This is a genomic window from Hathewaya limosa (genome assembly GCF_030815255.1).
GTDB lineage: Bacteria > Bacillota > Clostridia > Clostridiales > Clostridiaceae > Hathewaya > Hathewaya limosa.
Genome location: NZ_JAUSWN010000010.1, coordinates 46327 through 68716, shown reverse-complemented (window position 1 = coordinate 68716; position 22390 = coordinate 46327). Strand labels below are relative to the sequence as shown.

Sequence of the window (22390 nt, the reverse complement as noted above, 5' to 3'; positions counted from 1 at the left end):
GACCTTATTTAATGGTCATGTTTTTTTATTTACTTTTATATCCTATTCCATCTAAATCTAATTGTAATGCCGTATCTGGAATTTTTCCTACTATAACTGTTTCAGAAATAGGTAATTCACTAACTAAATCTACATCAAAACTTTTCATAGGAAATATAATCCTAACCTTAGTTTTAAACTTTATAAAGATTTTATGCATAGTTTGATTTATTCCTGCACTTTCAAATACGGAAGAATAATTAGTTTCTACATTACTTAATGGTTCCATTTTTACTTTTATTTTTGGTCCTAAATAAGATAATAAATTATTTTTAGTTATGTATCCTAATGTTAGCTCTATCCCAACACTCCCTAATCTATTTAACGCTTCTTGACTCTTTAATGACACATTGTTTGCTAGGAGGTTTAATTTTACTGTATCTGCTCTAAGCATAACTATATTCCCATCAGAATCTTTATCTATTCTTACTATATCATTATATCTAAATTTTTCATTTAATTCATCTAATATACACTTATCTACTGTTTGAATAGCCTTTGCTCTCATTTCGGCTTCGGAAACTGCAAGTGCAGTAGGTAAAAATACCTTATCTAATGTATATACTAAAATAATAAAAATTATAAAGATAAGAACCACTATAAAAGTTACTTTTGTTTTTTTCTTAATAATCACTTTATCCTACCCTTTCCTTATCTCCAAATACTTATAAAAAATATAGTATACGGATAATTTAAATTACCTTTAATAATATTTCATATCTAGTAATTTTTTCAATTTTTATTATAGTTTATTATAAAAAAACATACCTTATGTTATAATAAATTAAAAACTTTATTTCTTTTAATATATTAATTATTTGTGATATAATGACTTTATAATTTTTACCCTACCATAAGGAGGACAGTAAATGAGTGAAAACAAAAAAAAGAAGAAAAAAAGCAAAAAAAAATCTAAGAAAAAAACATTGAAAATTGTATTGCTTTCAATATTATTTATAATACTAACTTGCATGGTTATCTTAGGTGCAGTAATTCTTGGAATGGCTAAAACCGCTCCTTCTGTAGATGTAAAAACTGTAACCTCATTAAGTGAACCTACAAAGTTTTATGATGATAAGGGAAATTTAATAGATGAATACTTAACTGTTGAGCGACGTGACCCTGTTGAATACAAGGATATCCCTCAAAACTTAATAGATGCTTTTGTATCTATAGAAGATGAGAGATTTTGGAAACATAAAGGAATTGATTTTAAAAGACTTGCTGGAGCAACACTTGGCAATGTTAAAAAACTTTTAACTGGTAAGAAAGGTTTCCAAGGCGGTTCTACAATAACTCAACAATTAATAAAACAACGTTATTTTCTTACGGATTCTTTAACCAATAGACTTAATATTGAAAGAAAAATTCAAGAAATGTATATGTCATTAGAACTTGAAAAAATATTGTCAAAAGAAAAGATTCTTGAGACATATATGAATACCATTCCTTTAGGTGGTACAGCTTACGGTGTAAAATCTGCAGCTAAACAATATTTTAATAAGGACTTAAAAGATCTAACCTTAACAGAATGTGCATTTATTGCTAGTTGTGCTCAAAGTCCCTCTGTTTCATATGGTGCTGCTAAATATGCATATGATAAAAAACAAATTCATGAATCACCAAGAACTCAAGCTATTTTAACTAAAATGTTTGAAAATAAATATTTAACTCAAGAGGAGTATGATAAAGCTATTTCCCCTCAATTAAAATATAGCTTTAATCATAATACTAGAAATAAAATGAGTTATGAATGGTTTTCAAGACCTGTTATTGAAGTTGTAATGAATGACTTAAAAGAAAAGTATAATTATAGTGATAATGAAGTAAATGCACTTTTAGCTAATGGTGGATTAAAAATTTATACTACTATGGATACTAAATTACAAAATAAAACTCAAGATGTTTTAAATAATAATATCTATTCAAGCCAAAAAAACCTTCAAGCTGGAACTACAATTATGAATTATCATACTGGTGAGGTAAAAGTTATAGTTGGAGGTAGAGGAGAACAGGAAGCTCTTTCTTATAATAGAGCAGCATCTAATAGATTTTTAAGACCACCTGGTTCTGCTATTAAACCATTAACTGTTTATAGTCCTGCTATAGATACTAAAGTTCTTACTGCAGCATCTATAATTCAAGATTCTAATTTACCACATGACATGCAAGTTAAGTATTCGGATAATGGAAGACTTTATAATCCTCAGAATGCCGATAGAAATCATTATGGTAACGTAACATTAAGATATGGTCTAAAACATTCTTTAAACGTAGTTGCTGTAAAAACTATAGATGCATTAGGAGAAGATAAAAGAGGTCTTGATATATCTATGGAATATGGTAAAAAATTTGGATTACAATTAGATAATACAGATCACAATATGCCAGCACTTGCCTTAGGTCAGCTTGATGCAGGTGAATCTAATGGAACAAATCCTCTTACATTATCTGCTGCTTATGGTACTTTTGGAAATAACGGTAAATTAACAGCACCTAGACTTTATACAAAAGTAGTTGATAGAGATGATAAACTTCTTTTAGAAACTAAAGCTCAATCAAGACAAGTTATTTCTCCACAAGCTGCGTATATTATGTATGATTTATTAAAAGGTCCAGTATCTGCAGGTGGAACAGGGCCATCAGCACAATTTGGTAACATGAGTGTAAGAGGTAAAACTGGTACTACTTCTAGTAATAAAAACTTATGGTTTTCAGGTTTAACTCCTTATTATTCTGCTGCTATTTGGGTTGGTAATGATGATAATACGTCTATACATGGATTAGGTAGTTCAACTGTAGCTAAATTATGGGGAAATATAATGAAAGAGGCCCATATAAATTTACCTGATAAGACTATTGAAAAACCTGAGGGTATAGTCGAAAAACCCGTTTCCTCACTTACAGGAAACTTGGTAAATGATTTTTCTAGTATGTTAAAAGGTTCTTTAACTTATAAAGAGTATTTTATAGATGGTACTGAACCTACAACTATAGAAGAAAATATATATACTACCGCAAGAGTGGTAAGAAAATCTGATGGTAGATATGTACTTGCTACAGAATATAGTGATCCTAAGTTAGTAGAAGAAAAGGTATTTATAAAAAGAGAGTATGCTTCCCGTATTGATGATTCTCAAAAACATATTCTTCTACCTACAGAATATGATGATGCTAAATCTAATCAAATTCCAGAAAAAAAAGAACAAGACAAACCTAATGATAATAATAAGGAACAAAATAAAAACAATGAGAATAATCCTTCTATAAAAGATGATAATAATAAAAATAATATAAATAATAATCCTAACAATAATAAACCTGAAAAACCTAATAACGGAATTGAGCCTAAACCTAGTAATCCAGATGCTAATATAAATAATAATATATAAATAAAAATATCCTAGAAAACTTTCTAGGATATTTTTTTATTCTTTAGTTTTAGGATTAAAAATTATTGCCATTAAATATCCAAAAACAATAGCCGATGCTATTCCTCCAGCTGTTCCTTTAATACCACCTGTAAATATCCCTAATAATCCTTTTTCATGCACTTCTTTAATTGCTCCCTTAGCTAAAGAATTTCCAAATCCAGGTAGCGGAACTGTTGCTCCTGCTCCTCCTATAGCTATTAATTTATCATATAATCCGAAAGCTCCTAATATAACACCTACCGTTACAAAACTAACTAAAATCCTGGCTGGTGTAAGCTTTGTAGTATCCATTAATATCTGTGCTATAACACAAATTATTCCACCTATAATAAAGCTCATTACATAATTCATTATTTTTATTCCTCCCCAATTTCTACAGCTACTGCATGGGCTATACCTGGTATACTTTCACCTTGTAATGACGATGTTGGACTCATTAAAGCACCTGTAGAAACTAATAATACTCTTTTCATCTTTCTCATAAGTAAATTTTTATAAACATATCCTGTCATAACTACAGCAGAACAGCCACATCCACTGGCACCACACATAACATTTTGTTCATCTATGTTAAATATCTCAACACCACAATCCTTATAGACCTTTCTAATATCATATCCGTATTCTAGTAACAGTTCTTCCGTCATTTTCTTGCCGAACATTCCTAAGTCACCTGTTATGATTAAATCATAATCGGAAGGTTTTCTATTTGTATCATACAAATGTTGTTTTATAGTATCCACAGCTGCTGGTGCCATGGCAGATCCCATGCTATTAGGATCCGTTTCTCCATAGTCTTTAACCTTACCAGTAGTTACATGAGTTACATAAGGATAATCACCTGTTTTTCCTAAAAGCATTGCTCCTGCACCTGTAACCGTTCTTTGAGATGTTGGTGATTTTTGAGAACCATATTCCAGTGGGGTTCTAAACTGTCTTTCTGCGGAAGAAAAGTGTGAAGAAGTAGCCGCTATTGTATGATCGGCAAATCCTCCATCTATCATCATAGCTGCCATACTAAGAGATAATGCCATTGTAGAACATGCACCATAAAGTCCTATAAAGGGTATATCTATATTTCTAACAGCAAAATTAGATGCTGTTAATTGATTCAATAAATCACCAGCCAATAAATAATCTATATTTTTATCTGTTAAATTAGCTCTTTTTATACATTCTTCTATAGCTATATATGTTAAACTACTTTCTGCCTTTTCATAAGTTTCTTGACCATTTAAATCGTCCTCAATTATTTTGTCAAAATAATCTTTTAAAGGACCTTCTCCCTCTTTAGGTCCAACCACATTATATGTAGCTATAATTCTAGGCTTATTATCCAAGACAACAGTTTGTTTACCAATTCTTTTAGCCATTTTATCACCTCAATATAAACTTTTATTAAAAAATTTTTCTATATTTTAAATAAATAATAAATTAATCCTACTATTACAGATGATCCTATACCATAAACCAGAACGGGACCTGCAATAGTAAACATTTTAGCTGCTACTCCAAATATAAAACCTTCTTTTTTAAATTCCATGGCTGGAGATACAACAGCATTAGAAAATCCTGTTATAGGAACTAAAGTACCTCCTCCGGCATATTCTGCTAACTTATCATAAAACCCTATTCCAGTTAAAAACGCCCCTAAAAATACCATTGTTATAGCTACAAATGCTGCTGCATCATCTTTAGGTAGTCCAAAAAACTTTTGATAGAATTGACTGAATCCTTCCCCAATGGTACAAATTACACCACCAACCCAAAATGCCCTGAAACAATGTATCAATATAGGTGGTTTAGGTTTATCTTCATTGTTAATCTTTTGAAATTTTATTCTTAACTCTTTATCTTTTTGTTCTTCTTTCTTTTTAATAGCATCTTTTTTTCTATTTGTCACAATGCACACCTGATAAATACATATCAGGATTTTCACCTACCTTTCCACTTAGTTAATTTATAATTATAGTTTTTGCAAAAAAATTTTTTTTAAACTATATTCTCTTAAAGTACTTACATTTAATTTATCAAAAAATAAAAATAGCTAATTAAACCTTTCAGTAAAATTAGCTATTATACATATATTTTTTTATCCACTTAACTTTTCTCTCATTTGTTTTAAAACTTTTTTTTCAATTCTAGATACCTGAACTTGACTTATTCCTAATACTTTTGCCACTTGAACCTGAGTTTTGTCTTTAAAATATCTTAGTACAATTACTTGTCTAGATTTTACATCCAAAGTTCTCAGTAATTCTTTTAAAGCTATTCGATCTACTAATTTATCATCATCATCAGAATTATTTCCGATTTTATCAATTAAAAGTACTGGTGCTCCATCATCTTGGTGTATTGTATCGTATAAATATTGTGGTCCTGAAATCGCTTCTAATGCATATATAACTTCTTCTTTCTCCATTTTACTATATTCTGATAACTCTTGAATAGTAGGTTCCCTTCCTAAATCATTAGTTAATTTTTCTCTATCATAATGTAATTGTTTGGCTGTATTTTTTACGCTTCTACTTACTTTAATAATTCCATCATCTCTAAGAAATCTTTTGATTTCTCCCATAATCATCGGAACTGCATATGTAGAAAATTTAACATTAAATTTATTATCGAAATTATTTACTGCTTTTACAAGTCCTATACAACCTATTTGAAATAAATCTTCATATTCATATCCTCTATTTAAAAATTTTTTGCATATGGAAGCTACTAATGGAAAATTTAATTCTGTAATCTGATTTAAAGCATCTCTGTCTCCACTTTTTGCCTTTTGGATTAACTCTATATTGTCATCATAGTTAATATCCGTATTTAGATTTTTAATATTTCCCATTACATCCCACCTAGCTCACTGATTTAAATATTTTCTTTAAGGTTACAATTGTTCCTTCACCTTTTTTAGAAGTAACTTTCATATTATCCATAAAAGTTTCCATAACAGTAAATCCCATTCCTGATCTCTCAAGATCTGGTCTAGAAGTATATAAAGGTTGTACTGCTAAATCAATATCTTCTATTCCTTTTCCTTTATCACGTATAATTATTGTAACTTCGTTACCATCTATTTGTGCTTCTATGGTAACCATACCTTCTTTTTCTCCATATCCATGAATTATAGCATTAGTTACAGCTTCTGATACTGCTGTTTTTACATCTGAAAGTTCTTCAATGGTAGGATCTAATTGAGAAACAAAGGCTGCTACAGTAACTCTAGCAAAACTTTCATTTTGTGATTTACTTAAAAACTCTAACTTCATCACGTTTTTATACATGCTTATCCCCCCATTAAATATTTTCTAAAGCATCCTCTAGAGTTTCATATCCTTTTATTATTTTATACATACCTGATAATTCAAACACTTTATTAACAGGATTTTTAACTTTAGCCACTACTACACTACCATTTTTTGCATTTAATTTTTTATATCTCCCTATTACTACACCTATACCTGAGCTATCCATAAAAGTTACTCCATTAAAATCCATAATTAGTTTCTTTATATCTTCTCTATCTAATCTATCATCTATTTTATTTCTAACTTCTTCTGCACTATGATGATCTAATTCTCCATTCATATGTACAACAAGAATGTTATTAAAATTTTCAAATTCTAAAATCATATTCATCCCCCTCATATTTATATTTTACAAAATTATACCATATATTTCCATCAATATCTAGTGTTTTATTTATAATTTTAACCTTTATTGTATTTTTTATACATTATTTTTCTTTTATCCATGAATTTATTACTCTTTCATCCTCATAGACAATATTAAAATAACTTTTAATATCTTCATAATCTATTTTTTCTTTCCACATGTCTGGAATAAATAATTCCATTAAAGTATTAGGATAATATTCATATAAATCTCCCCCTAATTTTTTAGCAAAAGTCTTAAAATAAAATTCATATATAGGACTATTTAACAATTGTAACAAAAATTCATAAGAATATATATTTTCATCTTTTATAGTAAGAGCATATATATCTGCTGAAAAATATCCACCCTTATCTAGTGCAAATCTATTTTTCTGTGCTTTGTAAGGAAATATTATTTTTTTACCTTCAAATATTTTATAGTCTCTTCCCCATTGTAAATTATACCATTTTCTGTATCCCTTTTTAACTTCTCTTCGATTTTCTAATTTACTTTTATAGGGACTTATGTAGCTCATTGTGTTTTTATAGTGTTCTTCTTCCCCAATAAAATTTGTATATATAATATATTTATCTTCATGTTTTACATCAAACTTATCTATATCTTTGTTCTTTATCCAAGGCCTTAGTAAAACCTTTTCTATAAAATGTTTTTCATATTGTTTTTTCGTTACAACGAATGCTTTATCACACCCTGTAATAATTCCTTGATGAGATTCACATATATCCTTAAGTTGTACTTTACTCTTATTTTTAATTTTTTCTATTATTTTTTTCTCTTTATTACTAATGAATGACCAATTAATTCCTTCTATATTTTTTAGATCTAAATAAAATATTTTAGCTATTTCTTCTTCATTAATTTTTTCTTTCTGAAAAAACTTAAAAAATATTTTTTCTTTATTTAAAATAGGTCTTACTATTTTAGTTTCACTCTTAACTTTTGAACTTTTCTTTAAAAATAAAATCACAGGATCCACGCCAATATTTTTAAACGGTCTTACCCCATAAAAATCTATTATAGCTTTTATTTGAGTATTTTTTTTAATATATTCTCTAAGATTTTTAGCACTTAATGATTCTAAAAAATATCTTGATGTAATAAAATTTATATCTCCATATTTTTTAACACATTGTATGGCCTTTAAAAAGAAACAATAATATATGTCTCCCTTGTCCTTATATACCTCTTTAAAATTTTCTTTTAAGTATTTTGTATAATCCTTATCTATTGCCTTATGTCCAACATATGGCGGATTTCCCAAAAAATAATCCATAGAAATAGTTTTTAATTTTAAAAAATCTTTGCATTTAATATTCAAACTTACTTCTTTACTTAAATAAAACAAATCTATTTTTAGTATCTTTAATGCAAAACTATCTAGATCATATCCATATATATTATATTTAATGATATGAAAACCTATAGATTCCTTAGTTAATTGTAAATTATTAATTCTATTTATCTCATTTAAATTTTTGTTATAGAAGTTTTTTAATTTTTTATACAAAGGTATTATAATATTTCCAACACCACAAGATGGATCACAAAACTTTAAATAAGGATTTTGAATTAATCTATCACTCTCTATAGTATTTGTAACAATATACTCCGCTATTTCTTTAGGTGTATATACAATTCCATTACTTTTTTCAGTATTATTGGTATTTAAAATATTTTCTTCATAGTATTGCCCTAAAGTTTTAAGTTGCTCTAATTTTAAATTCTCCCTTATAATACTTATTTTTTTAATTTTTTCTTCTGAATTTATTTCATTATTTTTTATAATTTTAAATAACCCCTCTATATCTTTAACAAAACTTTTCCCCATAATTTTGTTTCTCCTTAGTTTTATAATGTTTTATATAAATTTTAACAGATATAAAACACCTTGCATTATTATACAAGGTGTATCTACAAATTTTAAAATAAAGTTGTAAGCAAGAAAATTAAATGTGCAGAAACTCCTGCTAATAATCCACCAATAGTATGACTTATTATAGCCTTACCTGTTAAATTTCTATATTGTAAACTATCCATCATTGCTACATGTGTACTCAAATATCCACTCCAGCACATACCCATAGCTGTAAATACAGCTATTTCATTTGCCCCTATTAATCTATTTTCTAGGAACTTAGGAACTAGACTCATTGCTGCTCCTACAGCACCTAGAGATGTAATTGGAAATGCTATGGCCTCTGAACTTTGAAAGCCTAGTAATGGTTTTATAATAAAACTGATTTTATCCCCTAGCCAAGGGAAAAATCTTATACCTTCATAAGCTGCTCCGGTATATTCTCCTGCTGGTGATGGCCCATTAGTTAGTATTAAAACTAATGTACATATTATTACTACCCCTGGAATTACGGCAAGTCCAAGATCAACTCCACTTTTTCCACCTTCAAGTACAGACTCTAACAATCTACCACCTACCGAGCCTTCTCTTATTTTTCTATAGTTAATTGTATCTATTGAAGTATCTACTTCTTCAAACGAAGGGGCTTGTTCTCCAAATTCCTTTTTAGCATATCTGATCATCATTCTAACACTTATAATACTACCAATTATAGCTCCTATATTCCCTATAAAAGCAGCCATAATAAACTTTTCTCCATTAGGTCCCTTTTGTGCAATCATAAATGTAGTTAAAATTAATCCCATTCCAAAGCTAGTTCCTAAATTAGTTAAGGCAGGTACTTGATACTTTTTAAAATACCTTAAAAAATCTTTGTTATCTGCTAATGTTATAATTGCTGGATTATCTGATAAATATGTAGTAAGAATACCTAATGAAGCAACCCCTGGTAAATCGTATAATGGCTTCATCAAAGGTGATAAAATTTTATTTATAATAGCTATTACTCCAAACTCTGAAAAAACAGATGCTACAGCTCCCGCAATTACAGCTATAGCCATAATCTTAAATACTGTGTTTAACAACAAATCATGTCCTGTTTGCATTAGAGTATTAAACATATTTGAAACGCCCATCTTACTGCCTAAAATGGTAAAAAATCCAAAAAACAATATTATACATAAAAAACCTTCCAAGCTTACCGCCTTTTTATATCTTTTGTTTTCCATATTACTCCTCCGTATACTTTAAGAAGTTAAAACTACTTATTTATCCTATGTTCTAAAATTTCTAATATTTGCTTTTTCTTTATTTCCCCTACATCTAAAATATTATTACACTTATTTAATATATTTTTCTTTAATTCTTCATCTTGTAAGCCATTTAAATTTATTTTAACATTTATTAGGCAACTTTCAACACCAGCATGTAACATTATTACTGCTACCCCTGCATCAGGTATTATGCCCTTATTGCCATATTTTACTGCTGTTAATATAAAATCATATAATTTTTCACTCTTTTCAAGAATCTCTACTGGGACTTTTAATGCATTTTTATAACCCTTTTTAATTTCTTCACTTCTATACTTTTTTTCTTGTTCTGTGTCCTTAGGTAGTTTAAATACCTTAATAAAGTCATTAAAAATTTCTGAGTCCCTATGTACTAAACTTGCAAATTCATCAACTAAAATCTTACTTTGTTCATAATGATTATGAAAAATTCTTTTTTGTTCTTCATCCAATTCTTTGTAAATTTTTTTACCAAAAGTTAAACTGAATACCATGCAATTTAAAGCACTTCCTAATGCTGCACTTAATGCAGCTACACTTCCTCCTCCTGGTATTGGTTCACTAGAAGCAAGTTTTTTTAAATATTCATCTACGGTTAAATTTATAAGCATTATTTCTCTATTCCTTAAGTTAATAAATAATTTATTTTAAATGATAATCATATTACTTACTAAGGAATTAAAACCTCCCTTTTCTCTAAACATCATTAATTTTTAAATTGTTGTATTATAAATCTTTAATATCTCATTTACTATATTTTCTTTTGAATATCTTGCTTTGCATTGTTCAATAATATCCATCGCATTATATTCATTATAATTTTTTATAATATTTTTCATTGCGTTTCCTAATTTGCATTCATCATCAATGGGAACTATTAATCCATTATGGGAATTTATAATACCTTCTGCTCCACCATTATAAGTTCCAATCACAGGTTTTCCACAAGCTAAAGCTTCTATATATACTATCCCAAAGGTTTCATGTCTTGATGCTAAAACAAAGGAATCACATTTATTCATACATGTTACTACCTCTTCTCTAGACAATGCACCTAAAAATTCAACTTTATCCTTTACCTGTAAATCTTCACTTAGCTTTTCTAATTCTTGCTTTTGACTTCCATCTCCACCTATAACTAATTTAGCCTTTTTGTCTTTAAAAGTTTTAGCAAAAGTTTTTATAAGTATATCCATTCCTTTTTCGCCTTCAAGAAAAGCTAAAGAAAAAAAGGTAAATTCCTCATTCTTATGTACTTTTTCAGGCTTAAACATATTAAAATCCAGCATATTAGGAATAAATATTATATCATCTCTACCAGTAAATTCTTCTAACTCCTTTTTTAATCCTTCTCCAACAGCAATTAATTTACTTGCATTTTGATAAGCATTTAATATATATTTTCTATAACTTTCCTTTACATATTTTGCTTTTTTCAAAGAAGAATGTTCTGTAATTACTAAAGGTATATTGTATTTTTTACTAATATACGCTGCACTTATTCCCCCCCAAAATGACGAATGTGCATGAATTAAATCAACTTTTCCTTCATTTTTTACTATATTTTTATATAATAAATCCATACGTTTATTAAAAATTTTAAACATTAATGGATTTTTAGGTAGATAATTATAATTCCTATATCTATATGTTTTTAGCCCATCTTCTATTTCAATATTTAATCCCTTCTTCTCCTGCACCTTTCCCATAAGTGTTAATGGCCATATCTCATTAAAGGCTATAGAAATTTTTACTCCACTTTCACTTAAAGCTAGTGCTTGTTCCTTAAAAAAGCTGCCATGTACTTTATTTCTAGAATTAGAATACCATGAAGGTATAAACATTACATGCATTTTCATTTACTCCTTTAAAATATTATATAATCTATTACCAATGTTACTCCATTCATACTCCATAATAGGTGCAGAAACCTTTTTATCTTCTACCTTTTGTAATATTTTATATAAACCATCCATCAAATCTTCTTCGTTATTATCTACTACTGTACATTTTTCATTATTTTCAACTAAGTATTTTATAGGATCATTTTCATCCCCTAAAATAACATATATAAAACTCTTAGTTCCAAAATAATCATATATTTTAGCAGGAATTTGATTAGAATTTTTATTTCCATATAATATTAAAATATCACTATGTAACATATAACTTAAAGCTTCTTTGTATGGTATTCTTCCCCATACTGATACAGCTTTTACATTTGATAGTTTTTCCTTTATTTCTTGGTTATCAATATTTCCGAAAAATAGTATATTTAATTTATTATATAATTTTTGATTTTCTTTTTCTAGTCTATCTAAAACAGCTATTAAAGGTCTTACATCTCTTAATTTACTAAATATTTCTCCTGCATATACTAAGTTTATTTTGTCTTTCATAATATATTTAGGACTTGCTTCCTCTAATATTTCTTCATATTTTTCTTTATCAAAACCTCTATTTATTAAATAAGTCTTTTCTTCTGGAATACCATAATATTTTATATAATCTCTTCTATTTGCATCAGTAACAAAAACATATTTATCGGCCTTATTAACAATCTTTTTTTCTAAAGCTGTTTCATATTTTTTTCTAATATAAGGCATATTAGCTCTAATAGGGTCTCGAACCCATGGATCACTCCAATAGGCTACCCATTGCAACTTAGGAAATTTTTCTTTTATCTTGTATGCGCAAACATGACTTGATGGTGGCTCATGCATAGAATACATGACATCAAAGCTTTCTTTGTTCATTAGTTCTATAGCATAATTTGCAGCTCTAGAAGCCCAATTAAAATACATATCTGGTGTAATTACTACAGATTTAATTTTCTTTAATAATTTATTTAGATTTGAAGGTTTAGTTTTATTTTGCTTTACCTCATTTGATTGAGAAATAACTTTTTTCTTCTTAGGCATTACTTTATTAAACAGTGCACCTCCAGAAATCGCATGAACTTTTACCCTCTTATCCAACATGCTTAAATTGTACCCGTCATAATAAATAGAATCTTTAGGGAAATCTACAGTTAATAAGTGAACCTCATTTCCTTCTATTTTAACTAAATTATTTAAATAATTTAAACATCCAATTCCTGCTGAATTACTTATATAAGGAGAATAACAAGCTATATATAATATTTTCATATTTACCTCCTAATTAAATTAAGCTTTCTTAATTTTTTTCTTTATCATTTTAATAACTTCATAAAATTCTTCTACTTTTAAAAGTACACAACTAAAACCAAATACTAATACACCAATAATAAAATTAATAATTAGAATTACTAGCTGATTACTAAATTTATATAGTATAACATTTTTTATAAATATTAATATTACACTCATAATTATAGTTGCCACTATTATCTTTAAAATTTTCTTCATGGTAGGAACTATATCATAATTTCCTATAACATTTTTAATTGTTCTTAATAACAATATTGAAGTTACAGCAGCTGCTATAGAAGAGGCTAATGCTATACCTGTAATTCCTAAAACCCTAAATAATGCCAAACTTAATAAAATATTAGTCATAACTCCTATTACACCATTTATTGTAGTTTCCCTAGTTTTCTGCATAGAAAATAAGGAAGAATTCAGTATATCTCTAACTCCATAAAAGGGTAATTGGAAACTATATCCTAAAAATGCTAATGAAGTTAATACTACGGCTCCTTCATCAAATTTTCCTCTTCCATAAACTAAAGATATAATATTTTGTTTTAATAAAATAAATGCCATCATTATTGGAATTAAAAATACACAAATCATTACAATAGATTTGAAAAGGTACTTCGTAAATCCCTCTTTATCATCTTCATTTATTTTATTTGCCATTAATGGATACATAACTGTAACTATAGAAGTAGTAATTGCAGTATTAGCAAATATAATCAATTTTTGAGCATAATCTAAGGCTGAAATAGTTCCTGCACCTAAGTAAGAAGCTATTTTTTTATCAACTATCATATTTAACGAATTTGCACCTGCTCCTATAATAACAGGTAATACTAATATCAAAATTCTCTTTACTCTTTTATCTTTTAAATTAATAAATGGTTGAATCCTATACCCATGTTTAAATAAGGAAGGTAATTGTGCTATAACTCTTAGTGCATTTCCAATAACATTTGCTATAGTAAGACCTAAAACATTGGTATTTTTAAACAACATTAAATATAATATTATTGGTAAATTAAAAAACAACCCTAATATTGATGGTATAATAAAATCTTCACATACCTGAAGCATTGCAGTATAACATGCATTTACACTTAAAAATAATATGTTAATTAAGCTTATTCGTGTTAATGAAATAGCTAGTTTCATTCTTTCATCATCAAATCCGCTAGCAAAAATTTTAACAATATCTTCTGTAAAAATTATTCCTAATATAAAAAGTACCATAGCTATAATTGTTAATATGGTGATTATGTTGTTAGAAAATTTAAACATTGATTTTTTGCCTTCTTTTACCTTAACTTGACTTAACATAGGTATAAAGGTAGTAGATATAGCAAGACCTATAAGGGTAAATACTGTGTCAGGAATAGTTACAGCTACATTATAAGCATCATTTAAAGCACCGGCTCCAAAATTGTATGCAACCAACATATCTCTACCAAGACCTAAAACCTTGCTAATTAACGTAACTATCATAACTATAATGGCAGACTTAATTACCTTTGAACTTTTCATTATTTCACCTTATTCTTTCTAATTACCAACCAAAGAAATTTAGGTATACTTCCTAATCTTTTAATTCTATATGGTTCTTTAAATACTCTGTAAAGCCATTCTAACCCTAAACTAATCATCCATTTAGGAGCTCTTTTTACTTTACCGGCTATAACATCAAAACTTCCTCCTACCCCCATAAATATAGTGGCTGGAATTTTTTCTATATATTGCAATATAAACGTTTCTTGTCTTGGACATCCCATAGCAACAAATAATGCATAAGGTTTTGCCTTTATTATATCTTCCACAATATCTTCAGCATTATCTAAATCAAAAAAACCATTTTGACTTCCTACAATATTTAAATTAGGATGTTTCTTTTTTATATTTACTATACATGCATCTAAAGTTTCCTGTGATGTTCCTAATAAATATACACTTTTTTCTTCCTTTTCACATTTACGTAAAAGTGTCTTCATAAGATCTATTCCAGCAATTTTTTCTTTTATAACTGGTTTAACCAATTTGGATGCCATTATGGTTCCTACCCCATCTGGAATAATTAAAGCATTTTCACTTATAAAACTTTTATGTATATCTTCATTTTTTAATCCTAAATATAACACTTCAGGATTTCCTGAAATAATATTTACCTTTTTATATTTAGAAATTTCATCTATAACCTCATCAAAGCTCTTATTATATACATCAAATCCTAAAATTTTAGTAAAGTTATTATTCATTTATTCTCTTCCTTTTATAAAAATTAATAATTCCTAACATAATAAACATAGTTATCATGATTTTAGGTATATTATAATAGCAATCAATTAAATTCATAATCTGAAATACTATAAAAGTTACACCTAAAACTTTTAATAAATATTTTTCTGTATTATCTTTACTATTTTTAATTGCTAATTTAACCGTAAACAATGAAGATATTATCATTGCTAAAAAAGATATAGTTCCTAAAATACCTAGTTCAGATTGTACCTTTAAAAATATATTATGGGGATGTTGGGCATGGTACCAACGACGAGTCTCTAACTCTTTAGGATATTTCTTCACATAATCAGGATATACAATCATAAAATTATCATATCCAACACCTAAAGTTTTATTGTCCCTAATTACATATGAAGCTGATTTCCAGATCTTTATTCTTGATGAATTTTGACCTGCATCAAATACTTCTATCATTCTATTCCTACTTACTGGTGCTATAAATAAAACTAACGTTAATATTATTCCAAAAATTATATATTTTTTATTGTACGTTAAAATTAACAAGAAAGTTCCTAGTAACAATGCTAACAATGCATTTCTTGATCCACAAACTATAATTCCTAGTAATAAAATAAAAGAAATTATAGTGTACATTATTCTTTTTTTAATATCTTGATTAACAAATATAAAAGTAATAGAAATAAACATAAAAAATATTAAATATACGCCTAAGTTATTTGGATTTTCAAGAAATGATCCTACTCTTATTTCCCTAGGAATTTTATTTAAAAATTTTAAATTTATATATTGTACTATACCTTTTAAACTAATTATAATAGAAATTAAAAAACCTAATTTTGTTACACCTATAGTAATCATTTTTTCACTAATTACATATGAAATAATAAAAAAGATAACTATATATAATGTAAATCTTATGCTTTGAGTTACTGTAATTCTTTTATCAATAGCATACAAAGTAGACATATACATTAACAAATTAAAGATTATCAATGTAATCCCTAAAGCAGATGTAAAAAAATCTTTTAATCCATAAAAAATTTTTTTTCTAAATTCTTTACAAAATATTATAGCTAATAAAATAATACCAATTAACAAAATTAATACATAATCAGGATTAAACTTAAATTTCCCTATTTTATTATCTAATGGAACTAAGGGATACACAATTAAATATACCATTAATAATAAATTTATAATATAACAAGAAATTTTTTTCATACCACATACCTTCTCTAACCTTTTATTTAATAACCCCTTCAAATTATAAATAAGCTTACCAACTTAATGCAGGTAAGCTCTCTTTTAAAGATTTATTATATCTAATTTTTTAAAATGCTCCTTCTTTTTTTAATACAGAAGTTACAGTTTTAAATAAAATTTTTATATCATAGAATACTGAAAAATTTTTTATGTATGTTAAATCATAAAACACTGTTTTCCCAAGTTCAATTTCTCCTCTTCCACTAACTTGTGCAAGTCCAGTTATACCTGGTACTACTAAAAGTCTTTGAGCATACTCTTTGGGATAATATTTAACTACGTCAGGTATTTCAGGTCTTGGTCCTACAAGACTCATGTTACCTATTAAAACATTAAAAAGTTGAGGAAGTTCATCTAAACTAGTTTTTCTTAAAAAACTTCCTACTTTTGTAATTCTATTATCAGACTTGCTTTGGAATACAAAATTACCTAAGTCCTCTGGATTTATTTTAAGTTCTGATTTTTTGTCTGCATTAACAATCATTGTTCTAAATTTATATATAGTAAAGTTTTTTCCATCTTTTCCTACCCTAATTTGTTTAAATATTGCTGGTCCTTTAGAATCAACTTTTATAGCAACATATAATATAAGGTATAAAGGTATTAATATAACTATACCTATAAGAGATAGTAGAAAATCTAAAATTCTTTTTATAATAAATTGAACCTTCTTCTTTTTAATATCATTTATAATGTCTATACTCGGCAAGTTCTTTTCCATAATTTCCTCCTATATTTTTTCAATTTATACCCTTTTAATATAGCAAAAATATTATTTTTTTACAATTAAATTTTAACTAATATTGAAAAAGAGGTTGAAAATTTCAACCCCTATTAGTTAAAATACCCAAACTACTTAAGATTTAATAATATATTTTCTAATTTTCTAGTGATACTTTCTCTAGAATAATTTTCTTTAACATATTTTCTACCATTTGCACCTAATTCTTTTCTTAGTTTTTTATCTTCATATAACTTTAAAACTGCATCAGCTATTTCTTGAGAATTCTCAGGTTCCACAACAATACCTGCCTTAGCATTATTTATAAGTTTTTCTGCTTCTCCTTCTACTGCTAAAACAATAGGTAATTCAGAAGATAGTGCTTCAAACATTTTTGAAGGAAGTGCACCTTTAAAAATATCAAGTTTCTTTAATGGAATAATAGTTCCGTCCATTGATGCTATTATTCTTGGCATATTAGGTTTAAGTTGTACTGGTAAAAATGTTATATTATTTAATCCTTTTTCTTTAGTCATATCTATAAGTTTTTGTTTTTCAGGTCCGTCACCGATAAATACAAACTGTATATCCTTTTTATCTTTTAAAATTTCAGCTGCATTCACTATTACTTCTAGTCCTTGTGCCAACCCATGAATTCCTGCATAGCATAAGGCAAATTTATTTTCTATACCTATTTTTTTTCTAAATTCTTCATCCCTATTCTCTGGTTTAAAAAATTCAGTATCTACCCCATTAGTTATTAGATGAACTTTTTCTTTTTCAAATCCTCTTCCAACTATGTTATCTACTATTCCTTGTGTTTGCCCTGTTACTGCTGCAGCCTTTTTATAGCAAAACTCTTCAAGCCATGTTGAAGCTTTTATAAGTGCCTTATTATGTAATACATCCAATTTTACTGCTGATTCTGGCCATAAATCAGAAACATTAAATATGAACTTTGCTTTTTTTCGTTTAGCAATTACATATCCTGACCATCCTAAAAATAATGGTGGTGATTCTGTAATAACTACATCCTGTTCTTCTATATGCTTACAACCTGTTAATACGGAAGAAAATGTAAAAGAAAGATAGTTTCGTAATCTCTTAGTAAAAGATTTTGATTTTGTAGCATATATACTTGTTCTTACAATTTTAATGCCATCTATTTCTTCTTTAACTAATTTCTTACCTCTGTATTCTTCAAAAATTTCGCCTTTAGGATAATTAGGCATTGCTGTTAATATAGTAACCTCATGTCCAAATTTTTTTAATTGTTTTGCAAACTCAAATATTCTATTTTGGGGCGCCCCAACCTCTGGAGGACAATATTGAGTTAAAAATAAGATTTTCATTTTGTCACCTTCTTTATACTAACTATTAATTAAATTAAGTATTTTATCTGCAGCGTGCCCGTCTCCAAATATATCTTTTTGCTCTTCCCTTGGAACAAAATTTACTATGGCATCTAATATCTTTTCTTTATTAGTTCCTACAATTATATTCCATCCATTTTGAACGGTTTCAACCCATTCTGTTTCATCTCTCATAGTAACACATGGTTTGTTCATAAAGAATGCTTCCTTTTGAACTCCGCCACTATCTGTAACTATCTTTTGTGAATGCATTTCCAATGTTATCATATCTAAATATCCAACTGGATCTATAACCTTAATATTTTCATTGAATTTTAATCCATAATCAAGCATATATTTTCTTGTTCTAGGATGCAATGGTAATATTATTTTTTTACCACTTTCATTTAAAGCTTCAATGATATTTTTAAGTCTATTAATATCATTAGTATTTTCCGCTCTATGAATTGTAGTTAAAATATAACTTCCTTTTTCTATACTAAGATCTTTTAAAATATTTGATTTTTCTTCTGCAAGTTTTTTAAAATGTAAAACCGCATCAAACATTACATCTCCTACATTATGTACACCCTTAATAATTCCCTCATTACTAAGATTTTCTTCAGCCGTTTTTGTAGGAACAAAAAGATATTTAGAAATATGATCTGTTAAAATTCTATTTTGCTCTTCTGGCATATTCATATTGAAGCTTCTTAGACCAGCCTCTACATGTGCTACTGGTATTAATAACTTACTGGCACATAGAGCTCCTGCTAAAGTGGAATTAGTATCACCATAAACCAAAACTAAATCCGGTTTTTCTTCTAAATATATTTTTTCAAGCTCTATTAACATCTTTCCTGTTTGATTACCATGACCACCTGAACCTACACATAGGTTATAATCTGGCTTAGGTATTCCTAACTCTTCAAAAAAAATCTTAGACATATTTTCATCATAATGTTGTCCTGTATGTATAAGAATTTCTTCATGTTCTTTTCTAATAACATTAGATACTGCCGCAGCTTTAATAAACTGTGGACGAGCGCCAACAACCGTTATTATTTTCATATATCTCACTCCTAACATAGGGTCTTATAAATTTTATCTACTTTATTAAAATTATCTTTAATATTATAATTTTTTTCTGCAAAAATTCTTCCTTGCTTGCCCATTTCAATTCTCAAATTTTCATCTACAATTAACTTTTCTAATGCTTTAGCTAGTTCCTCTTCATCTTCTTTTGGAACTACTATACTACTAACATCAGGATTAGTTGCTTCCGGCAATCCTCCAACATTAGAAACTATTGTTGCACTTCCACAAGCCTCTGCCTCTACTGCTGCCACTCCAAAACTTTCACTATCTAAAGTAGATGGAAATACAGTAATATCAAATCTATTAAATGCCTCTACAACTTGTTCTCTATTTATAAATCCCAAAAATTTAACATTATCATAAATATTTAATTTCTTACATAGTTCAAGTAAATATTCCTTTTGACTACCGTCTCCAGCAATCTCTAACTTTAAGTTATTGTATTTTTCACTTACTTTTGAAAAGGCTTTAATTAAATACTCTATTCCATACTTAGCTTCTAAAGTTTTTACTGTACCTACCGTAATATACTCTTTTTTATCATATCGCTTATCATTTGGTTTAAACATATCGATATCAACACCAAAAGGTGTAATTTCAATTGTTTTATTAGTATATAACTTAGTTTCTCTAGCCATTACTTTGCTAGTAGACATTATAACATCTGCCTTTTTTAAGTTATATTCTAATAGTTTTCTCTTTATTGTACTACCTTTAGGAAAATCAAAAACATCACTACCCCAAACAGATACTACATAAGGATGAAAATTACATAGGCTACCTAAAAGTCCATAACTAGTAGCATAGTGTGCATGTAAAATATCAGGTTCAATTTCCTTAACAAGTTTTTTAACTTTATTAAAATACTTTATATATTCTAACTTAGATGCATTACTTCCTGTTTGCATCTTATCCTTGTTAACATTAAAAGTATGAACTTCTACTCCTTCAATTTCTCCATAATTTAAAGAAATTACATGAACATCATACCCCTTTTCCTTAAAAAAATAACAGAATTTTTTAGTATGTATGCTACTTGCATCTGATAAATAACATATTTTCATTTATACTCCTCCATTACGAGAAAAGTTATTCAAATCTTCTATAACTTTTTTAGCTCTACTTTTCCAAGTGTTATTTTCACAAATTAAAGGAAGATTCCCTTCCTTTTCTTTTATATGCTCTCTAGATAAACCTTTAAAAAATTCGTTTATAGACTCAAAGTTATATTCAATACTCCATCCTATATTATTTTTCTCAATGAAATCTCCTGCTGAAGTATTCTTTACTCCTAACATAGGTTTCTCATAAGATAAGTAAGTAAATAACTTAACAGGCATAGCAAATTCCCAATAGGCTGTAGGCTTTATATATAAGTTCATAATATCGGAATTTCTAGCTATTGAGATAAGTTCTTCTCCCTTTTTATGAATAATATTTATTCTATCATTTAAATACTCTTCATATTCCTGTTTATTATTTTCCCATTCATTTTCTCTACAACATAGTGTTAAAAATAAATTTTTATTTTCTTTGACAGCTTTAAATAATAATTTGAGATTATATAATTCCTCATTAATTCCACCTACATAAAAGAGCTTAATTAATTTAGAAGCATCTTCATTTTTACACCCATAAAAAGTTAGATCTATTTGTTCAGTTCCTGGTGGAAGATCATAAATTTGTCCATTAAAATCTATATCCAAATACTTAAACATTTTATTAGATGGTAAATATAATACATCTATTAATTGTCTATATTTTTTTAAATCATATTCATAAAAAACTTTAGACACTAATTGTTTTACTATGTTTACTGAATTTTTATATTGTGGAAATTTCCAATGTATATCTCGATAAAATAATCCTATTGGAATAAGGTTATCCTTACAAAACTTTAAAAATCCAAAATCTAAAAATGGATATTTAGGTATATGGTTTTTTTCAGTTAATTGAGTAGGCATAGTAGAACTTTCACTATATACAAAATCATACTTAATACCTTGTTTTATATTATTCTTAATTTCTTCTATAGCATTCTTTCTTTTTTCACCATATCCCTCTATAATATCAACCTTATATCCATTTAATTTAAATCCATCTATCATTTTAATAGGTCTAATATTAGTCCCAGAAGTTACTTCTTTATTAATTTTGTATGGAACATGAAAAATGCATCTTTTACATTCCAAATTAATCAGTCCTTTAATTTAATTATTT

Annotated in this window: 21 protein-coding genes; 1 reads left to right on the top strand and 20 read right to left on the bottom strand. The window is 27.5% G+C overall.

Annotated elements, in window-relative coordinates; translation table 11 throughout:
• Positions 1 to 25: 25 nt before the first annotated feature.
• The gene (gene yunB / locus QOZ93_RS06970; RefSeq protein ID WP_307355655.1) at positions 26 to 673 is read right to left on the bottom strand and encodes a sporulation protein YunB; all 648 of its coding nucleotides are present in this window, start codon (positions 671 to 673) and stop codon (positions 26 to 28) included.
• Positions 674 to 908: 235 nt separating this feature from the next.
• On the opposite strand from yunB, the gene QOZ93_RS06965 reads away from it, so the two are divergent.
• Positions 909 to 3431, top strand: coding sequence for a transglycosylase domain-containing protein (locus tag QOZ93_RS06965; RefSeq protein WP_307355654.1), 2523 nt, complete (start codon positions 909 to 911; stop codon positions 3429 to 3431).
• Positions 3432 to 3467: 36 nt separating this feature from the next.
• Here the strand turns inward: QOZ93_RS06965 and spoVAE are convergent, their stop codons facing one another.
• The 19 genes from spoVAE to QOZ93_RS06870 form a co-directional block, all read right to left on the bottom strand.
• A complete protein-coding gene (gene spoVAE / locus QOZ93_RS06960; protein WP_307355653.1) occupies positions 3468 to 3824 on the bottom strand; it encodes a stage V sporulation protein AE in 357 nt (118 codons plus the stop codon).
• 5 nt (positions 3825 to 3829) lie between these two features.
• Positions 3830 to 4846 (bottom strand): stage V sporulation protein AD, encoded by a 1017-nt coding sequence (gene spoVAD / locus QOZ93_RS06955; RefSeq protein WP_111943531.1) that lies wholly within the window; start codon positions 4844 to 4846, stop codon positions 3830 to 3832.
• Positions 4847 to 4884: 38 nt separating this feature from the next.
• The gene (gene spoVAC, locus QOZ93_RS06950) at positions 4885 to 5376 is read right to left on the bottom strand and encodes a stage V sporulation protein AC (RefSeq protein WP_422723876.1); all 492 of its coding nucleotides are present in this window, start codon (positions 5374 to 5376) and stop codon (positions 4885 to 4887) included.
• Positions 5377 to 5565: 189 nt separating this feature from the next.
• Positions 5566 to 6321 (bottom strand): RNA polymerase sporulation sigma factor SigF, encoded by a 756-nt coding sequence (gene sigF, locus QOZ93_RS06945; protein WP_307355652.1) that lies wholly within the window; start codon positions 6319 to 6321, stop codon positions 5566 to 5568.
• 10 nt (positions 6322 to 6331) lie between these two features.
• On the bottom strand, positions 6332 to 6760 hold the full coding sequence (gene spoIIAB / locus QOZ93_RS06940; RefSeq protein ID WP_111943535.1) for an anti-sigma F factor: 429 nt from the start codon (positions 6758 to 6760) through the stop codon (positions 6332 to 6334).
• 13 nt (positions 6761 to 6773) lie between these two features.
• Positions 6774 to 7109, bottom strand: a complete 336-nt coding sequence (gene spoIIAA / locus QOZ93_RS06935; RefSeq protein WP_111943537.1) for an anti-sigma F factor antagonist — start codon at positions 7107 to 7109, stop codon at positions 6774 to 6776.
• 103 nt (positions 7110 to 7212) lie between these two features.
• Complete coding sequence (locus QOZ93_RS06930; protein WP_307355651.1) at positions 7213 to 8982, bottom strand: Eco57I restriction-modification methylase domain-containing protein; 1770 nt, start codon at positions 8980 to 8982, stop codon at positions 7213 to 7215.
• A 92-nt stretch (positions 8983 to 9074) separates the two neighbouring features.
• On the bottom strand, positions 9075 to 10238 hold the full coding sequence (locus tag QOZ93_RS06925; RefSeq protein ID WP_307355650.1) for a CD0519/CD1768 family membrane protein: 1164 nt from the start codon (positions 10236 to 10238) through the stop codon (positions 9075 to 9077).
• A 32-nt stretch (positions 10239 to 10270) separates the two neighbouring features.
• Positions 10271 to 10912, bottom strand: a complete 642-nt coding sequence (locus tag QOZ93_RS06920) for a cyclodeaminase/cyclohydrolase family protein (protein WP_307355649.1) — start codon at positions 10910 to 10912, stop codon at positions 10271 to 10273.
• Positions 10913 to 11014: 102 nt separating this feature from the next.
• Positions 11015 to 12154: a glycosyltransferase gene (locus tag QOZ93_RS06915; RefSeq protein WP_307355648.1), complete on the bottom strand. Its 1140-nt coding sequence runs from the start codon at positions 12152 to 12154 to the stop codon at positions 11015 to 11017.
• Positions 12155 to 12160: 6 nt separating this feature from the next.
• Positions 12161 to 13450 (bottom strand): glycosyltransferase, encoded by a 1290-nt coding sequence (locus tag QOZ93_RS06910; RefSeq protein ID WP_111943547.1) that lies wholly within the window; start codon positions 13448 to 13450, stop codon positions 12161 to 12163.
• 18 nt (positions 13451 to 13468) lie between these two features.
• Complete coding sequence (gene murJ, locus QOZ93_RS06905; RefSeq protein ID WP_307355647.1) at positions 13469 to 15004, bottom strand: murein biosynthesis integral membrane protein MurJ; 1536 nt, start codon at positions 15002 to 15004, stop codon at positions 13469 to 13471.
• Complete coding sequence (locus QOZ93_RS06900) at positions 15004 to 15729, bottom strand: WecB/TagA/CpsF family glycosyltransferase (protein ID WP_307355646.1); 726 nt, start codon at positions 15727 to 15729, stop codon at positions 15004 to 15006. Before QOZ93_RS06900 ends, murJ begins: the two co-directional genes overlap by 1 nt.
• Positions 15722 to 16957, bottom strand: coding sequence for an O-antigen ligase family protein (locus tag QOZ93_RS06895; protein ID WP_307355645.1), 1236 nt, complete (start codon positions 16955 to 16957; stop codon positions 15722 to 15724). Before QOZ93_RS06895 ends, QOZ93_RS06900 begins: the two co-directional genes overlap by 8 nt.
• 109 nt (positions 16958 to 17066) lie before the next feature.
• Positions 17067 to 17720 carry a sugar transferase gene (locus QOZ93_RS06890; RefSeq protein WP_111943555.1) on the bottom strand — a complete coding sequence of 218 codons (654 nt, stop codon included), beginning with the start codon at positions 17718 to 17720 and terminating at the stop codon, positions 17067 to 17069.
• A 131-nt stretch (positions 17721 to 17851) separates the two neighbouring features.
• Positions 17852 to 19072, bottom strand: coding sequence for a glycosyltransferase family 4 protein (locus QOZ93_RS06885; RefSeq protein ID WP_307355644.1), 1221 nt, complete (start codon positions 19070 to 19072; stop codon positions 17852 to 17854).
• An 18-nt stretch (positions 19073 to 19090) separates the two neighbouring features.
• Positions 19091 to 20143 carry a non-hydrolyzing UDP-N-acetylglucosamine 2-epimerase gene (wecB, locus tag QOZ93_RS06880; protein ID WP_307355643.1) on the bottom strand — a complete coding sequence of 351 codons (1053 nt, stop codon included), beginning with the start codon at positions 20141 to 20143 and terminating at the stop codon, positions 19091 to 19093.
• 11 nt (positions 20144 to 20154) lie between these two features.
• Positions 20155 to 21234 (bottom strand): glycosyltransferase, encoded by a 1080-nt coding sequence (locus tag QOZ93_RS06875; RefSeq protein ID WP_111943561.1) that lies wholly within the window; start codon positions 21232 to 21234, stop codon positions 20155 to 20157.
• Complete coding sequence (locus tag QOZ93_RS06870; RefSeq protein WP_307355642.1) at positions 21235 to 22362, bottom strand: glycosyltransferase family protein; 1128 nt, start codon at positions 22360 to 22362, stop codon at positions 21235 to 21237.
• Positions 22363 to 22390: the final 28 nt, after the last annotated feature.

What these genes read in the sequence shown, in the direction of transcription:
- QOZ93_RS06900 (WP_307355646.1), bottom strand. Translation starts at nt 15,729, where the DNA reads ATGAATAATAACTTTACTAAAATTTTAGGATTTGATGTATATAATAAG.
- wecB (WP_307355643.1), bottom strand. Translation starts at nt 20,143, where the DNA reads ATGAAAATAATAACGGTTGTTGGCGCTCGTCCACAGTTTATTAAAGCT.
- QOZ93_RS06890 (WP_111943555.1), bottom strand. Translation starts at nt 17,720, where the DNA reads ATGGAAAAGAACTTGCCGAGTATAGACATTATAAATGATATTAAAAAG.
- sigF (WP_307355652.1), bottom strand. Translation starts at nt 6,321, where the DNA reads ATGGGAAATATTAAAAATCTAAATACGGATATTAACTATGATGACAAT.
- QOZ93_RS06920 (WP_307355649.1), bottom strand. Translation starts at nt 10,912, where the DNA reads ATGCTTATAAATTTAACCGTAGATGAATATTTAAAAAAACTTGCTTCT.
- QOZ93_RS06915 (WP_307355648.1), bottom strand. Translation starts at nt 12,154, where the DNA reads ATGCATGTAATGTTTATACCTTCATGGTATTCTAATTCTAGAAATAAA.
- QOZ93_RS06930 (WP_307355651.1), bottom strand. Translation starts at nt 8,982, where the DNA reads ATGGGGAAAAGTTTTGTTAAAGATATAGAGGGGTTATTTAAAATTATA.
- spoVAE (WP_307355653.1), bottom strand. Translation starts at nt 3,824, where the DNA reads ATGAATTATGTAATGAGCTTTATTATAGGTGGAATAATTTGTGTTATA.
- QOZ93_RS06925 (WP_307355650.1), bottom strand. Translation starts at nt 10,238, where the DNA reads ATGGAAAACAAAAGATATAAAAAGGCGGTAAGCTTGGAAGGTTTTTTA.
- spoIIAB (WP_111943535.1), bottom strand. Translation starts at nt 6,760, where the DNA reads ATGTATAAAAACGTGATGAAGTTAGAGTTTTTAAGTAAATCACAAAAT.
- QOZ93_RS06885 (WP_307355644.1), bottom strand. Translation starts at nt 19,072, where the DNA reads ATGAAAATCTTATTTTTAACTCAATATTGTCCTCCAGAGGTTGGGGCG.
- QOZ93_RS06875 (WP_111943561.1), bottom strand. Translation starts at nt 21,234, where the DNA reads ATGAAAATATGTTATTTATCAGATGCAAGTAGCATACATACTAAAAAA.
- murJ (WP_307355647.1), bottom strand. Translation starts at nt 15,004, where the DNA reads ATGAAAAGTTCAAAGGTAATTAAGTCTGCCATTATAGTTATGATAGTT.
- QOZ93_RS06965 (WP_307355654.1), top strand. Translation starts at nt 909, where the DNA reads ATGAGTGAAAACAAAAAAAAGAAGAAAAAAAGCAAAAAAAAATCTAAG.
- spoVAD (WP_111943531.1), bottom strand. Translation starts at nt 4,846, where the DNA reads ATGGCTAAAAGAATTGGTAAACAAACTGTTGTCTTGGATAATAAGCCT.
- QOZ93_RS06895 (WP_307355645.1), bottom strand. Translation starts at nt 16,957, where the DNA reads ATGAAAAAAATTTCTTGTTATATTATAAATTTATTATTAATGGTATAT.
- QOZ93_RS06910 (WP_111943547.1), bottom strand. Translation starts at nt 13,450, where the DNA reads ATGAAAATATTATATATAGCTTGTTATTCTCCTTATATAAGTAATTCA.
- spoIIAA (WP_111943537.1), bottom strand. Translation starts at nt 7,109, where the DNA reads ATGATTTTAGAATTTGAAAATTTTAATAACATTCTTGTTGTACATATG.